The sequence below is a fragment of the Corynebacterium sp. HMSC036E10 genome (assembly GCF_001836265.1).
In the GTDB taxonomy this organism is placed as follows: Bacteria; Actinomycetota; Actinomycetes; order Mycobacteriales; family Mycobacteriaceae; genus Corynebacterium; species Corynebacterium coyleae.
In genome coordinates, this window is the sequence record NZ_KV827992.1 from 144,429 (window position 1) to 159,549 (window position 15,121).

Consider the following 15,121-nt stretch of genomic DNA (forward strand, 5'->3'; position numbering starts at 1 on the left):
TTAGACGGCGGTTGAGCCTGCCTGGTTCCCACGGGTTGCCTCAAGGGCCTCCTGGAAGGTCGCGTCCGGGTGTGCAAGGGCGTAGTCGGTAGCAGCGATAGCCTCATCGAACTCTTCTGCCACGCCCTCCTTCGGGCGGGTAGCCAGGGACACGCCGACCATGGCGATGGTGGCAAAGGCGACGCCCGGGACGATCTCGTAGATGATGTCGCTGAGGTAGGTACCCCACACAAACACGGTGACAGCACCGACGATCATGCCGGCCAGTGCGCCCGGCGCGGTGAGCTTGCGCCAGTACAGCGACGCCAGGATTACCGGGCCGAAGGAGGCGCCGAAGCCGGCCCAGGCGAAGCCGACGAGCCCCAGGATCGTGTCGGACGGGTTGAGCGCCATGACCATGCCGATCGCGGCAACGACGACCACCATCGTGCGCGAGAGCACGAGCAGGGTGGTGTGGTTCGGGTTCTTCTTAAAGATGCGGTAGAGGTCCTCGATCAGCGCCGAGGAGGTGACCAGCAGCTGCGAGGACATCGTGGACATAATCGCCGCCAGCACGGCGGTGAGCACGATACCTGCGATCAACGGGTGGAACATGATGCGAGTCAGATCCAGGAAAACGGTTTCAAAACCAGACTGATCAGTCACGGAAGCGGACTTCTGGCCGAAGTATGCGGTGCCAACAAGTGCGGTGAGCGTAGCACCCGCGAAGCAAATGAAGACCCAGATGCTGCCCGTACGGCGAGCGGTCTTTGCCTGTGCAGGGGAGCGCAGCGCCATGAAGCGGGTGACAATGTGCGGCTGGCCGAAGTAGCCAAGGCCCCACGCCAAGTTGCCGATAATCGTTGCTGCGGAGACACCAGCGACCATGTTGAAGAAGTCGGGGTTACCGTTCTCCCACGGACCGTACGGCTGGGAGGTCGGCCACGTGAGGACGTCGGACGGGCTATTGAGTGCAAACAGCGCGAGCACCGGCACGATCAGCAGAGCCAGGAACATCAAGGTGCCCTGCACGGCATCGGTGTAGCTCACAGCCAGGAAGCCACCGATGAAGGTGTACAGCACGGTGACAGAACCGACGATCAACACACCGGTCAGGTAGTCACCGTCGAAGGTGGACTCGTAGTAACGGCCACCGGCGACCATGCCGGAGGAGACGTAGAACGTGAAGAAAACGATGATGATCACTGCGGAGGTGAAACGCAGCGCGCGAGACTGGTCGTGCGTGCGGTTTTCAAAGAAGCTCGGCAGCGTGATCGAGTCGTTGGACACTTCCGTGTAGGCGCGCATGCGGGGTGCGACCCACTTCCAGTTCGCCCACGTGCCAAGGAAGAGGCCGATGGCGATCCAGAGCTCACTGAGGCCGGAGACGAACAGCGCGCCGGGCAGGCCCATCAGCAGCCAGCCGGACATGTCCGAAGCACCGGCAGAAAGCGCCGCGACGAACGGATTGAGGCCACGGTCGCCTAGTACGTAGTCGTCGTACTTCTCGGTCTGTAGCCATGAGTAGAATCCGATGGCTACCATGACACCGAAGTAGAGGACGATCGCGAGGACAAGCCAGAAACTCTCTGACATAGTTTCTCCAATCTTCTTGTAACGTTCGCCACACTTTAACGTAAGGGTGCTCTACGTTGCACATAATCCTTAAAAACTTTTAGGAGTCAATTTCGGGGTGAGTGGTATAAGGGTGGGTATGCCTAAATACGTTTTGCACGGGCTCTGGACGTCCGACGCTGGACTTGTCATTTGGGCTGAGCAGGTAGAAGGCCACAAAATTGTGACGATTGGCCAAGTTCCGGAGGGGACTTTTCCGCCAATTGTGCATTCGCTTCTCGACGATTCCCGGTTCCGTCATCGAGAAATCCTGCTCCTGCAAACTCCGAAAGGCCGCCAAGTAACACTGCGTGCTCCGGTGGCAAAGTTTGCGCCCGAGGATGCGATCAGGTTCTTGGAGAGCATCGCACATCTCGACGGGCCATCACCGGCAGCAACCCCGTCGCAGCGCCAATCGATCGCACCTGACCTGTATTGGCTCATTCGTATGTACGCGGGGTTGACCAAGTTCATCCGAGCCGGGCGAGTGTCCATCCATGTGCCGTACCGGGAGAACCAGTGGTTTGCACAGTGGCAGTTGGGCACAGGTCTTGAGGAGCGTGGCTGGCTCGCGGAGATGATCGCCGCAGCGCCGGGCGTGCTCACGGCCAATAACCACAAGTTAAGCGAGGATTGTGCAACGACATTTACGCACTGGATTGCCTCGACTCGTCTGCGTGATACTGCGACGTCAGAAGCCGGGCGTCCGTTTCCACGCCACGACTTTGTGCTGTCGCTGATGTTCGATACTCCACTTCGTCGCGGCGGACCGAGCCTGGCGCAGCAGGTCGGTGATTGGAACGGCACGATCACCGCCGCGAATCTGCAGCTGGTCTTCATTGCTGAAGACCCGCAAGAGCCGATGACAGATCTTGACGACGACCGCGACGGCGACGGCAGTAGCAACAGTGACGCCGCTGCAGCGGAGCCGTTGTGGCCGGTGCGGATCCAGGTCCGCTCACAGGCGGATTCACCCCGCCCGGTTCGCATGGCGGATTTTGATAGCGCGTCGGCGGATCACCTTCGTGGCCAGTTGCGCTCCGCGATCGCAGTGTCGGAGCTGCTCGATCCCTCACTGCATGGTGCCCAAGGGCGTACTGACGGTGATTGGGATGTGCTGCTTACGGCTGATCAGATCGTCGAGTTCGTCCAAAACGTTGCGCCCAAGTTGCGTGCGGAAGGCTTCGTCGTCATGCTGCCGCGAACGTGGGCGACGGCGGAGACGTCGTCGCAACTGAAACTTGCCCGTCACGAGGACCCGCACGATTCCGCCACGGTCACTCGCATGGGCTTTGACACGCTGGTCAAGTACGACTGGCGCCTTTCCATCGGCGGAGTGGAATTGACTGACGATGAGATGGCGGAACTTGCGCGCTCCAAAACCGGGCTGATCAAACTGCGCGGGGAGTGGGTGCTGGCCGATACCAAGCATCTGTCTAAGTCCGCGAAGTATCTGAACAAGCTCAAGGAAAGCACGCTGAAGAACGCGCTCGCCGAGGCGGAAGCCGCCGAGATCCACGCGCGTCTTGCAGAAGCCGGTGGCAGCGAAGATGCCGAACAACTTGCAGAGATCGCACGTGCGGCTCGCGCGGAGTACGAACGGCTAAAAGAAGCGCAGGGCGAGGGTGTGGTCTCCGCTGCGGAGCTGCGTCAGCTCGCCTTGGAAACTGGCGACGATAGCCCGATCGCGTTTACCGGCTCACCCTGGTTTACCTCGCTTGTCGGCGGCACCGACCGCCCCGCGCCTGAGCGCGTAGAGGTCCCTGAGACTGTCAACGCCGAGCTGCGCGAGTACCAGCGCCGCGGTGTGGACTGGCTGTACTACATGTCCCGCAACAACCTAGGGGCTGTGCTTGCAGACGACATGGGGCTTGGCAAAACCCTCCAACTGCTGACCCTGCTCGCGGTGGAAGAGGCGAACGGCAGGAAGACCGGACCGACGCTTGTGGTTGCGCCGACCTCAGTAGTGGGCAACTGGGCGCGCGAAGCAGCCCGCTTCGTGCCGGGTATGAAGGTGCGGGTCCACCACGGCACGGGACGGCTCAAAGGTGACGAGTTGTTCGCTGCGGCCGAAGAAGCGGACATTGTCATTTCCTCCTACGGCACGGTTGCCCGCGACGTGAAAGACCTGGCCAAGGTGCGTTGGGATCACGTGGTGCTGGATGAAGCGCAGGCGATTAAGAATTCGGGCACGCAGACGTCGAAAAGCGTGCGCGCCCTGCCAGCACGCCACCGCATCGCGCTGACCGGCACGCCGATTGAAAACAAACTGTCGGAGCTGCGTAGCATCCTCGACTTTGTTAACCCCGGCATGCTTGGCTCCCAGTCGTTTTTCCGCAACCACTTTGCCAAGGTCATCGAGGCCCACAGCGAAGATCCTGTCGCGCTCGAGATGAGCGAGCGGCTTCAGCGTCTCACCGCGCCGTTTATCATGCGCCGGCTGAAAACTGACACGGCGATTATCAGCGACCTGCCCGAAAAGGCCGAACATGTCATCGCCGTAGACATGACAGCCGAGCAAGCCGCACTGTACAAGGCGCTCGTGGACACGATGCAGGAAGAACTGCAGAACCGAAAAGGCATTGCGCGCAAAGGCCTGGTGCTGTCCACCATCACGCGCATCAAGCAGATTTGTAACCACCCGGCGCACTTTCTTGGCGATGGCTCCCCAGTCACCATCAAAGGCGTCCACCGCTCCGGCAAAGTACAAAAACTCATGGAACTGCTGGACAACGCTATCGAAACCGACCAGCGCGTCCTGATCTTCACCCAGTACAAGGCCTTCGGCGACATCCTCCAGCCCTACCTTTCGGAGCGCCTCGGCGGGAAGATCCCATTCCTCCACGGCGGCGTGGGCAAAACCGCGCGCGACAAGATGGTGGAAGATTTCCAAACTGAAAACGGCCCGCGCGCCATGATCCTGAGCCTGAAGGCCGGCGGCACAGGACTCAACCTCACCGCGGCCTCTATGGTCATTCACCTCGACCGCTGGTGGAACCCAGCCGTAGAAAACCAGGCGACCGACCGCGCATTCCGCATCGGACAAGACAAAAACGTTACCGTGTACAAAATCATCACCCGCGGCACCATGGAAGAATCCATCCAAGACATCCTCGACGGCAAAACCCAACTCGCAGGCACCGTCGTCGGCCAAGGCGAAGGCTGGATCACCGAACTGGACACCGATGATCTGGCACAACTGATCAGCTACAGGGGGCAAAATGACTAAACGCCCACGCGAAGACAACGTCATCTACGCCAACTTCGGCGCACGCACACGCGTCTCCAGCCCAGCCGAAACCGGGGCGCAGACCAGCGAACCCTCGCGCGTCAACAGGCTATCCGCACCAGCGATGCGCATATTCAACGCTGCAGTGCGCCAAACCGACGTCGCGCGCGCCAAACGCGGCCGCACCTACGCCGACGGCGGGCACGTCCTTGGGCTGACCGCCGTAACCAACGGCATGCACGCAGACGTTGCTGGCAGCCAAAACGAGCCCTTCCGCACCACACTCGTCCTGCCACACCGCAGCCGCGAAGACATCGAAACAGCCATCGGCTCGCTTGTGCGCGAAGCAGGTTCCCTCGAGCGCCTCCGTGCCGGGGAACTCAATGACGACGTCCTTGACATCCTGCTCTGCTCCTCACCCGACGAGGTGCGGTTTTACTGCGACTGCCCGGACAACGCCCAAGTTTGCAAGCACGCGGTCGCGCTCGCACAGTGCGCAGCCGAACTTATCGACGACGACCCGAGCCTCATCCTCTCCATGCGCGGCATCACACTTAACGCGCTCGAAGACCGCAAACGGCGCGAATCACACAACATGGCGCTCGAGAACTCCGCGCCGGGTTCGCCGTACTTCTGGGATGGCCACGACCTGCCCGATCTGCCACACCCGAAGATCGCGCCGATGATCGAAGATTCGGACATCCACTTGCTGCACCGTGCGATGCAATCTGTGTCGTTTACCAACATCGACCAATTGCGCGCGGTAGCAGATATCGAGGATCTTTACGACGACCTCACGCGTTCATAGTTCATATGTTCGAATATATTGTGAGCTGTGTCGTGATGGGGTGGTAGTTGTTGTGGGTATGACGCGCACGACATTCATTCACACCTCCGACCTGCAGTTGGGCATGACAAGGAAGTTCCTGTCCGCCGACGCCCAATCGCGTTTCAACGAAGCCCGGCTCCGCGCGGTAACGCGCCTCGGCGAGATCGCCGAAGAGCGCGGGGCCGAATTTATTGTGGTTGCAGGCGACGTGTTCGAACATAACTCGCTCAAGCGCGAAACGCGGGGGCGCGCACTCGAAGCATTGCGGCATCTCCCGGTGCCGGTGTATCTATTGCCGGGAAACCACGATCCGTTGGTGGCGGATTCCATCTTTAATTTCACCTCTGACATTGATGGGGTGACGGTCTTGGGAGACTCCACGCCCGTGGTGGTCCGCGAAGGCGTGGAGATTGTCGGTGCGCCACTGCTGGCCAAGCATGCCTCCGAGGATTTGTGCGCGAAGGCGATTCGGAATCTGGAGCCGACAGAAAACGTGCGCATCTTGGTCGGCCACGGCCAGGCAGAAGGCTATGGCACCGAGGAGACGGCGGCGCTTATCGACATTGCCAAACTAGATGCGGCAATCGATCGCGGCGTGATCGATTACGTGGCGTTGGGAGATACCCACTCCACGCAATCACTGTCGGACTCAGGTCGAGTGTGGTTCTCCGGCTCCCCGGAAACCACCGACTACTTCGACCGTTCACCTGGCGCGAAGGGCGGGGAAGTGGATTCCGGCAACGCGCTAGTCGTGACCGTGGAGAAGGACAGTCTGACATCCACGGTCGAGGTTGAGAAGGTTCCGGTTGGCACCTGGACGTTCGAAGCACGCTTCTGGGAGGTCAACGATGCCGACGATGTTGCCGCGGTTATCGACGATCTGAAGGCCTATCCTGCGAAGGATCGGACCGTGATCAAGTATGCGCTCTCCGGCACGCTTGGCCTGGAAGCAACCCGTACGTTGCAACGAGAGTTAGACGAGTTAGAGCCGGTCTTTGCCGCTCTCTACGACCGGGAGCGGTTGATGAGCCTGCACCTCGAGCCAGACGAGGAAGAGCTAGAGAATTTGCCGCTGACGGGTTACGCCAAGGAGGCGATGCGCGAGCTTATAGGTGTTGCTGGCGATGAGGCTACAGCGCGCGATGCCGTGAACTTGTTGTTCCGTCTGTCTAAGGAGGTCCACTAATCATGCGTATCCATTCGCTGACCCTCGACAATGTTCGTGCGATTGAGCACCTGGAGCTGCGTGACCTGCCGGATACAGGCGTCATCGTTGTCCACGGACGCAACGAGGCCGGCAAGTCGACCATCTTGGACGCGCTTGATGCAGTACTCAACGAGCGTCACACTGGCGGCGGCAAGAAGATTCGCGCTCTTGCACCCGCAGGACGTGACGAATCACCAGAGGTAGAACTCAACGCCACGATTGGCGGCACCACGTTTACCGTGCGCAAGCGATGGCTCAAGGGAAAGAAATCAGAGCTGACGGTGCACACGCCGGTCCGCGCTAACTTCACCGGCCGCGAAGCCGACGATGAGCTTTTGCGGATCCTGGACGAGCACCTGGATACAGCGCTTACTCAGACGCTGTTTCTCCGCCAGGGGGACCTCGATCCAGCGATCGCTGCTGCCGGTATCCCGACGATCTCTCGTGCCCTTGACGCGGAAGCCGGAGAAGGCGAAACCGGTGAGGAAGATTCAGACCTCGCCCGCGCCATTGATGCCGAATACGGAAAATATTGGACCAACGCGCAGCCACCGAAGAAGAAAGCACCCTATGCGGCGTTGTTTACCGCCGTAGAGGATGCCCGCGAGAAGCTGCGAACACACGAAGCGGAAGTGCAGCAGCTGTCGCAGTACGTCGATGAGGTTGAGCGACGCAAGAGTGAGATCGACAGCATCGACAAGGAACTGCCTGATGCCGAGCAAGAGTTGCGTGAGCGCGAGCAGGCAAGCGCTGCGGCGAACCAGGTCCGCGATAAGGCAGCTACCGCCCAGGAGCGCCTCGAGCGAGCGACGATCACTCGCAAACGTGCTGAGCAGGATGTAGCAGACCGCAACGCCCTGAAGAAGCGCGTGGAGTTGGTCAAACATGAGGAAGCTCAGCTCCGTGAAGAGATTGAGCCTGCACGAAAAGCCCGTAACGAGGAAGGGGAGAAGATAGCAACCCTTCTTGCGGATGTCGAGGGCGCGAAGACACGACTTACAGACGCACGCACTGCATCCAAACATGCAGAGACCTTGCGGGATCTTGCACGGGCGAAGCGTCGCCTCAAGACCATCGACGAGCAGCTCGAACGCATTGGCACGGTAGAGCAGGCGTATAAAGAACTGCTCTCCAACGCGCCAGAGCGCGACGTCACTGACAAACACATTCGGGACCTTGAACAGGCAGAAAACGAGGTCACACTCCAGCGCCGTCTGCGCGACGCATCCTCGGCAAAACTAGAGATCACCGCAGATCATGCGACGATCACTGTCGATGGCGATGATCGCCCCATCAACGGTACGGAAACCGTCGCGGTCTTCGAGGGCTCCACGTTGCAGTTGGGTGAATTCGGCGTGGTGTTCCGCGCAGCCCAAGGCTCTGCAGATCCCCAAAGCGCCGTAGAGAAGGCAGAACGCGCATTTGCTGATGCACTTGCCGCCACCGGTTGCGACAGTGTTGATGAGGCCCGTGCCGCCCGCGACGCCACGCAGGAGTACGCCTCCGAACTCAAGGTGGCGCGCCAGCGTCTCGACGACACCCTCGCCGGTGCATCCGCCGACGAACTGCGTGCCGAGCGGACCAAACTGTCGGCACAGGCTGAAGAGCTTGCGGCAGCGCTGAAAGACACTGCTGCATCCGATGTCGTAGCGGAGGTGGACGAAGCCGACGCAGAGGAAGCGTTGCGCGAGACGCAAAAGGCGCTCGCTAACGCAGAACGTGACGTGGACGCTGCCGAAGCCGCACTGAAACCCTACGTAGACAAAACCGCAGCACACACGCTGACCGTCCTGGAGACCCGTCTGGAGGCAAAAACAGCAGAAGCCTCCGCAGCAGCCGCGGAACTGTCCCGTGCGGAGGAAACAACACGTGCCGAAGATTTGGACAAAACTCTCCAGCAAGCGCATGAAGACGAAACCGAATCCCAACAGGTTGTTGACGCGCTAAAGGCGGAATTGGCGGAAGCGGATCCCGAATTCGCCGCATCCCTGCTGGAGGGAGCCACCACACGTCTGAGCAATCTAGAGAAGCGCAAGAACGATGCACAGAACCGAATCCGCGAGCTCACCGGATACATCGACATGGCCACCGGTACTGCCGAGCAAGCCGACCATGCGGCTGCGGAGCTCGAGATCGCCCAAGCCGCCCTTGACCGTGCGACGCGACGGGCAGAGGCGGTGAAACTTCTACGAGAGACTATGCACCGCCACCGCGACGTGGCCCGTGCACGCTACGCGGCGCCGTTTAATGCCGCAGTGCGCGAGCGTGCCCGGGTCCTGTTCGGCCCGAGCGTAGATTTCAACTATGGCGATGACCTGACGATTACGGACCGCACCATCGATGGCGTCACGGTGCCACTCGATCAACTCTCGGGAGGCACCAAGGAGCAGTTAGCAATCCTGACCCGCTTTGCCATCGCAGACCTGGTGTCCGGAGAGGGGACAGGTGCTCCTGTGCCGGTCGTTGTTGATGACGCGTTGGGTGCGACCGACCCGGAGCGCCTCGCTCGCATGAACTCGCTATTTAGCCAGGTAGGCAAGCACTCACAGGTGCTCGTGCTCACGTGTTTCCCGCAACGATTCGACCGCGTATCGGCTGCACGGACCTACGCAGTGGATGACTTAAAGGGGATTCATAAGGGGATTGGATAACATCATCGGTTATGGCTACTCAACCGCGCTGGCTTACTGAGGACGAGCAACACCTCTGGCGACTGATCCTGGCTGCCTCGAAGAAGGTAAATAACGCCATCGATGAGCGGCTGCAGGAAACCGCAGCCATGTCTGCTCCCGAGTTCTCAATCCTGGTGGTGCTTTCCGAAGCCCCAGAACGGACAATGCGACTGCGCGAACTGTGTGCCGAGCTGCAATGGGACCGCTCGCGTGCATCGCACCAGGTCACACGCATGGAAAAGCGCGGATTGGTGTCGAAGAAGGTGTGTCCGGGCGATGCGCGCGGCGTATTGGTGACTATCACCGATGAAGGCTTCACACGCCTGGAATCTGCAGTGCCGGATCACGTCGAAACCGTCCGCCGTCTGATCTTTGATCAACTGACAGACGAACAAAGGCACGTACTTCAAACCTGGCTGAACGATGTCATCGCAGTCGACCCACGTACCCCTGACGGTTCGTAAAAATATCGCAACATGTTTCCAGAACCATTGCCGGAGCGAGGGAAGCGGAGTTTGATGGAGGCATGTCTTATATGAATAGCTCCCAGAACTTTAGTAACACTCCGAAACGACTTGAACGGTCGATGACTGATAAGTACATCGCGGGCGTATGCGGTGGCATCGCGAAATACTTCGGGGTGGACTCCACCCTCGTTCGCGTGGTCTTCATCCTGCTGGTACTCGCCGGGGTAATGCCGGGCCTGTTGGCATACATCGTTGCTTGGATGATCATGCCGGCAGAGTTCTAAAACACAGAGTTTTAGAAAATAATGCAGCCCGTGATGTGGTTCGTCGCTACGAACTCCATCACGGGCTGACGCCTATGCGCGGGGCTATCCCTGGTTGAAGTACCCCGGCTGATCAACCGGTCCAAGGTTGCCGGTGCGCAGGTATTCGACAACCTGACGGTCGACAGCCTGGTTGCCGCGCCCGACGTGACCGTGGCCCGGGCCGTGGACCGTCACCACGTGCGAGCCCATCGGCTGGGCGATGCCGAAGCGTCCCGCATACATGGTTTGCGGATCACGCGTGGCGTTGATCTGCAGTGGACGAGTCTTCAGCTTCGAACCGTTGAGCGCCACCTTGCCCGTGACTGGCGCTGCGCCGTTGCAGGTCACACCAGAGCCGAACTGCAGAGCAGGGGCGGTGATGACCTCGCCGGTCTGGTTGGCCCACATCGCGGCCGGGATAAGGCCGTAGTCCGGCGCAGCGATGTTCTCGTTGCAGGTCTGCACGGCGAGCAACTCGTTGCGGGCGATGGACTCCTCTTGCAAGAACTTCATCAACTCAGGCGCCGGCTTGGCCTGGTCTTGCTTTAGCGAGCCATTGGTGAGCCGTGCAAGCGAGTCCCAGTCCGCAGGCGAGGGCAGCACATTGCGAGTGGCCAGCAGCAGCGGTGATGACACCTGGTTCGCACCCGGGTTGAGCATGCGGGAGATAATGCCTTCGCCCTCTACACGGGCCTTGCCGGCAGCCGACATAGCGTCTGCGCCCGCTTGGCCGGCAAACGCGAGTGCAGGCGGAAGGTCGCCCACACGGGCTGGCGGTGGGGTCACGGTCGGGTTAGTGCCGGACTGTGCGACGACCACGTTCGACCAGTACTGGTACGCCTTCAGTGGGGTATTGCCCATGCGGTACTTTGCGTCGTTTGCGGCGACCCACGCGAAGTACTCGTTTAGTGCACGTTCGTAGCCGCCCTTTTGGTCCAGCAGGATCTTCGACCACTGGTCGTTCGGGTTCATCGCGGAGTCGAGGACGACCTTGTCGGTGCGGTTGGGGAACATCGACGCGTACGCCGAGCCCAAGTACGTGCCGTACGACAGGCCCATGATTGAGATGGTGTCGTAGCCAAGCGCCCAGCGGACCATGTCCCAGTCACGGGCGTTGTTGTAGGTGGTGATCGTCTTGGTGTAGCCCGGGCGAGGCTTCTCGCACAGTTCGCGGGTGAGTGCGCCCTGGGTGACCGTGGCGTCCCATGTCAGCTTCGCTATGTCAGCAGGGCCGTTCATTGCAGGGTCAGCGCACTTCAACTGAGTAGAACCAATCAGGCCACGCGGTTGTACCGCCACGAGGTCCCACTCGTTGCGCATCTCTTGCGGCCACTTCATGCCTTCGTTCATGCCGAAGAAGCTGTAAGCATCGCCACCTGGCCCACCTGGGTTGCCAAAGATCGCGCCACGACGTGCACCCGGATTTTGAGCCGGGATCTTGATAAAGCCAACGGAGATGTCGCCAGCCTTGGGGTTGTCGTAGTGCATGGGCACCAAAATGCGGCCGCACTGTGCGCCCTTGGCATCAACGTAGAACGGGCACGACTCCCACGTAATGACAGGGGAAGTCGGCTGCGCGTGAGCAGGGGTTGCGGTCAGTGGTGACAAGGTGAGTGCCAGCGCGCCGAGTGCTGCAGCACTTCGCTTGACGACGCGTCTCGTGACCGACTTCAACATAGCCAGGCTCCTTTTCTCCATACCTAAGGTTTCGCTTAACCGAATCTACCGGAGTTGTCAGTTATCGCCACGCTACGCGCCGATTGTTTCGCGAATTGCACGCTGCACGTGGTCTTGATCCGCGACAGCAATGAGACAGTCATCTGCATTGCGGACACAGATGCGCACCGTGGGCCCGCCGAGGGTGAACGCGTCCGCATCGGCGTAGCGGTCCGGCTGGTCGGTCAGCATGGCAATACCGGTGAAGTGGATCAGGCTGGGTTCTTCTCCGGGGCGCACGTCCTTGATGTCCGAATATGAGATGGTTCTGGATCGGCTGCCAAGGGTGGTGGTGAGGGAGTCGTGGTCAAGCACCAGCTCCACTTTGCGGGAGAAAATCCAGAGCTCCCAAAGCACCACCACGAATCCAAACAACAGCGCACCGTAAAGTTCGCCGCTCAACGCTGCAACGACGACTGCCACAATGACAAAACCCGCGACGAATGCCGCGGGTAGACCGCCTGGATGGCGGGTAAACACTTTTCGCTCCATGGCGGCGAGTATAAGGGCTACTGCTTGATGCCGGAGCCTTCGATCTCGATGCCGACCTTCTCGCTGACCAGCATGCCGCCGGAGTTCAGCGGTGCCTGGAAGTCGATGCCGAAGTCCGTGCGGTTGATGGTGGTGCGTGCCTCGAAGCCGATGCGGGTGTTGCCAAACGGGTCCTCCTCGACGCCGAACGTCTCGACGTCAAACGTGACCGGCTTGGTGGTGCCCTTAATGGTCAGGTCGCCGGTGACGGAGCCGTTGCCAGCCTGGTCGATGTTGAACTCGGTGGCGTTGAAAGTCATCTCGGGGTACTTGTCGACGGCGAAGAAGTCGTCGCCACGCACATGCTCGTCGCGGTCAGCGTTCTTCGTATCGACGGTCGCGGTGCGCACGGTGCCAGTCGCGGTGCTCTCGGCCGGGTTCTCGGCGATGGTGAGCGTTGCGTCGAAGTCAGTGAACTCGCCGCGGACCTTGGTCACCATGGCGTGGCGCACGGTGAAGCCGATGGTGGAGTGGGCGGTGTCGAGGTTGTAGGTGCCGGTCAGGTTAGCCATGTGATTCTCCTAGACAGTTTGTTGATATGTCACCAGTTTTGGCAATAGGCTCGATAGTAAGACAATAATAGTGACGTGTCAACAATTATTGTGTATAGGATTCCCAAGGAGCCGTGATAGGTGAGAGTAATTTTGGGCTTCTAACGGTCCGGAACAGAGGCGTAAAAATATGCTGGATCTTGATCCTGCAAGTTTCAAAAACTTGCAGACTTTAGGGTGAGTCGCGCGATCGCACCGCTCCTCAAATTATAATTTTTGATGTTGTTGGGTTTAAGAGTTCAAGTGTGAACAAGGGGGCATACTGTCTGTTTTATTTGCTAAACCAAACGGTACAACCGGGCTTAAAAGTGTTCTTGTAAAACATAGTTTGTTAAAGACGGCTCGTCCCCAGGGATTTCATCCGCCAACGATTGCCAAGCTTTGTACTGTTCCTGGTTACGGCCTTTTCGGTTGATATCTCCTACTGTCGATGGAGTTAACGCTGTTTCGTCAGCGATGCTGCGGTATGAGCGACCGGCCGTGGCTTCTGTAACGATATGAAGGTTGCGGAGGGCCTTGTCTCGCATTGCTGAGTATTTGTCTATCATGCGCCGATACCAGGTGAGATATTCTGCGATGATCGAGTCTGACTCTGCGGGGAGGACGAATGGGTAGTTGGTGTTCTCTCGGCCTAGTGCGGTAAAGCGTTCTAATACTTCAGGGATATCGTCATCGAGGTAGTATCTGTTTTGGCGAATTTCGTCGCGCTCCGCATCTGTTAACAGTTTCCAGATGAGGTCGAATTGGCGAAAAAGTTTAGCCGGGGGAAATAGTGCCTCACGATAATCGGATGTCGGCAGGAGCATGACTCCGATCTGAACAGAGAGCTTTGGCTGATCGGCTACTGGGTCCCAAAGGCGCTCTACCTTAGGTTTAGTTAAGGGAACCTTGCACTTGCTTCCATTTGCTTTCAATAAATATACATACGGAGCGAGGCGGTGCGCGTGTTCAGCTGGAACCCACCCGATCTGTTGATTCCGATGTATGACTCGTAGTGCGCAAGCGTCATAGACGTTGTCCGGCATTGGATCCAACTGCACCCATGCAGGGCATGTGCTAGCCGAAGTCCATTCATGAGGGAAGTAGCGCTGCCCTGTTACTCCACAAGGAAAATAAGGTTCTTCTCGGGTAAAGGTTTCTGGGGCGTATCCCGCTGCGACATTTGGTGACAAAATCCAGTCCAAATTGTGCTCGATGTCCGTATTTATAAAGTGATCTTCCATGATTGCAAGACGCCTCAAGTCGGGTAATAGTTGATTTCTCAGCTGGCTCCGCCGTTTCTTCAGCGGTGGGAAAGCAAACTCGTGCTAACGGTTAGGCGGGCTTCGCTATGCAGCTATCTTAAAGATTCCAATGAGCAAACTTGGCTAAAAATTTCTTTCGGATTTGCGTCGAGGTAACAGTCGAGGTGTTCAAACCGTTACGATGTCCGGTGCCCCGACTGGGTCAAGTCCCGTGGAGTGGTGTAGCCGTCTAGCTTTCGGCTCGGTATGAAGTTCGGGTTTTTGGTTAGGCGGTTAGTTGGTGGTGGTCGCCATGATCGCCTCCTGGGTGGTGCATGAGGTGTTTGGTGTGTTCGAGTGCGGACAGTGACATGTAGCGTTTTTGTTGGATCCAATCGTCGTGTTGCTCTGCAAGGACGGCACCAACAAGCCGAATGATGGATTCACGGTTTGGAAAGATGCCCACAACGTCGGTGCGCCGGCGGATTTCCCGGTTTAGCCGTTCCGTGGGGTTGTTTGACCACACTTTCGTCCAGACTGGTTTCGGGGCTGCGGTAAACGCCAGCACCTCATCAAGTGATTTCTCCAGGTAGATCGCGACTTCGGGAAACTTCGGTTCCAACAAGTCAACAACTTCACGGGCCTGAGCCCAAGTGGATTGGGCATCAGGTTGTTGGAAGATCGTCTGAAACATCGCAGAGACCATCGGCCACTGCATTTTGGGGACTTTCTCGTAGAGATTCTTCGCAAAATGGGTACGGCAGCGCTGCCAGGAGGCATCGGGCAGCACTTCGGAAA

12 protein-coding genes are annotated in these 15,121 nt (G+C 58.9%); 6 read left to right on the top strand and 6 right to left on the bottom strand.

What is annotated here, in order from left to right; genetic code table 11:
* On the bottom strand, positions 1-1,575 hold the full coding sequence (gene putP, locus HMPREF2736_RS10010; protein WP_070829543.1) for a sodium/proline symporter PutP: 1,575 nt from the start codon (positions 1,573-1,575) through the stop codon (positions 1-3).
* A gap of 118 nt (positions 1,576-1,693) precedes the next feature.
* Between putP and HMPREF2736_RS10015 the strand changes: the two genes are divergently transcribed.
* The 6 genes from HMPREF2736_RS10015 (at position 1,694) to HMPREF2736_RS10040 (ending at position 10,281) form a co-directional block, all read left to right on the top strand.
* Entirely contained in the window at positions 1,694-4,822 is a 3,129-nt protein-coding gene (locus HMPREF2736_RS10015; RefSeq protein ID WP_070829545.1) for a DEAD/DEAH box helicase, read from the top strand.
* The gene (locus HMPREF2736_RS10020; protein WP_070450157.1) at positions 4,815-5,630 is read left to right on the top strand and encodes an SWIM zinc finger family protein; all 816 of its coding nucleotides are present in this window, start codon (positions 4,815-4,817) and stop codon (positions 5,628-5,630) included. Before HMPREF2736_RS10015 ends, HMPREF2736_RS10020 begins: the two co-directional genes overlap by 8 nt.
* 58 nt (positions 5,631-5,688) lie before the next feature.
* Positions 5,689-6,837, top strand: coding sequence for a metallophosphoesterase family protein (locus HMPREF2736_RS10025; protein WP_070829547.1), 1,149 nt, complete (start codon positions 5,689-5,691; stop codon positions 6,835-6,837).
* A 2-nt stretch (positions 6,838-6,839) separates the two neighbouring features.
* Positions 6,840-9,509, top strand: a complete 2,670-nt coding sequence (locus tag HMPREF2736_RS10030; protein WP_070829549.1) for an AAA family ATPase — start codon at positions 6,840-6,842, stop codon at positions 9,507-9,509.
* Between the two features lie 11 nt (positions 9,510-9,520).
* On the top strand, positions 9,521-9,994 hold the full coding sequence (locus HMPREF2736_RS10035) for a MarR family winged helix-turn-helix transcriptional regulator (protein WP_070421824.1): 474 nt from the start codon (positions 9,521-9,523) through the stop codon (positions 9,992-9,994).
* A gap of 71 nt (positions 9,995-10,065) precedes the next feature.
* Positions 10,066-10,281 carry a PspC domain-containing protein gene (locus HMPREF2736_RS10040; protein WP_070421825.1) on the top strand — a complete coding sequence of 72 codons (216 nt, stop codon included), beginning with the start codon at positions 10,066-10,068 and terminating at the stop codon, positions 10,279-10,281.
* 84 nt (positions 10,282-10,365) lie between these two features.
* On the opposite strand, the gene HMPREF2736_RS10045 is transcribed toward HMPREF2736_RS10040, so the two are convergent.
* From HMPREF2736_RS10045 to HMPREF2736_RS10065, 5 genes are all read right to left on the bottom strand, one after another.
* Positions 10,366-11,979, bottom strand: coding sequence for an alpha/beta fold hydrolase (locus HMPREF2736_RS10045; RefSeq protein WP_070829551.1), 1,614 nt, complete (start codon positions 11,977-11,979; stop codon positions 10,366-10,368).
* 72 nt (positions 11,980-12,051) lie between these two features.
* Positions 12,052-12,510 carry a hypothetical protein gene (locus tag HMPREF2736_RS10050; RefSeq protein WP_070829553.1) on the bottom strand — a complete coding sequence of 153 codons (459 nt, stop codon included), beginning with the start codon at positions 12,508-12,510 and terminating at the stop codon, positions 12,052-12,054.
* Positions 12,511-12,527: 17 nt separating this feature from the next.
* Positions 12,528-13,061, bottom strand: coding sequence for a YceI family protein (locus tag HMPREF2736_RS10055; RefSeq protein WP_070829555.1), 534 nt, complete (start codon positions 13,059-13,061; stop codon positions 12,528-12,530).
* 341 nt (positions 13,062-13,402) lie between these two features.
* Positions 13,403-14,323, bottom strand: a complete 921-nt coding sequence (locus HMPREF2736_RS12260) for an HIRAN domain-containing protein (RefSeq protein WP_141761632.1) — start codon at positions 14,321-14,323, stop codon at positions 13,403-13,405.
* Positions 14,324-14,609: 286 nt separating this feature from the next.
* On the bottom strand, positions 14,610-15,121 hold a 512-nt coding region (locus HMPREF2736_RS10065), incomplete at its 5' end, for a transposase (RefSeq protein WP_210399461.1).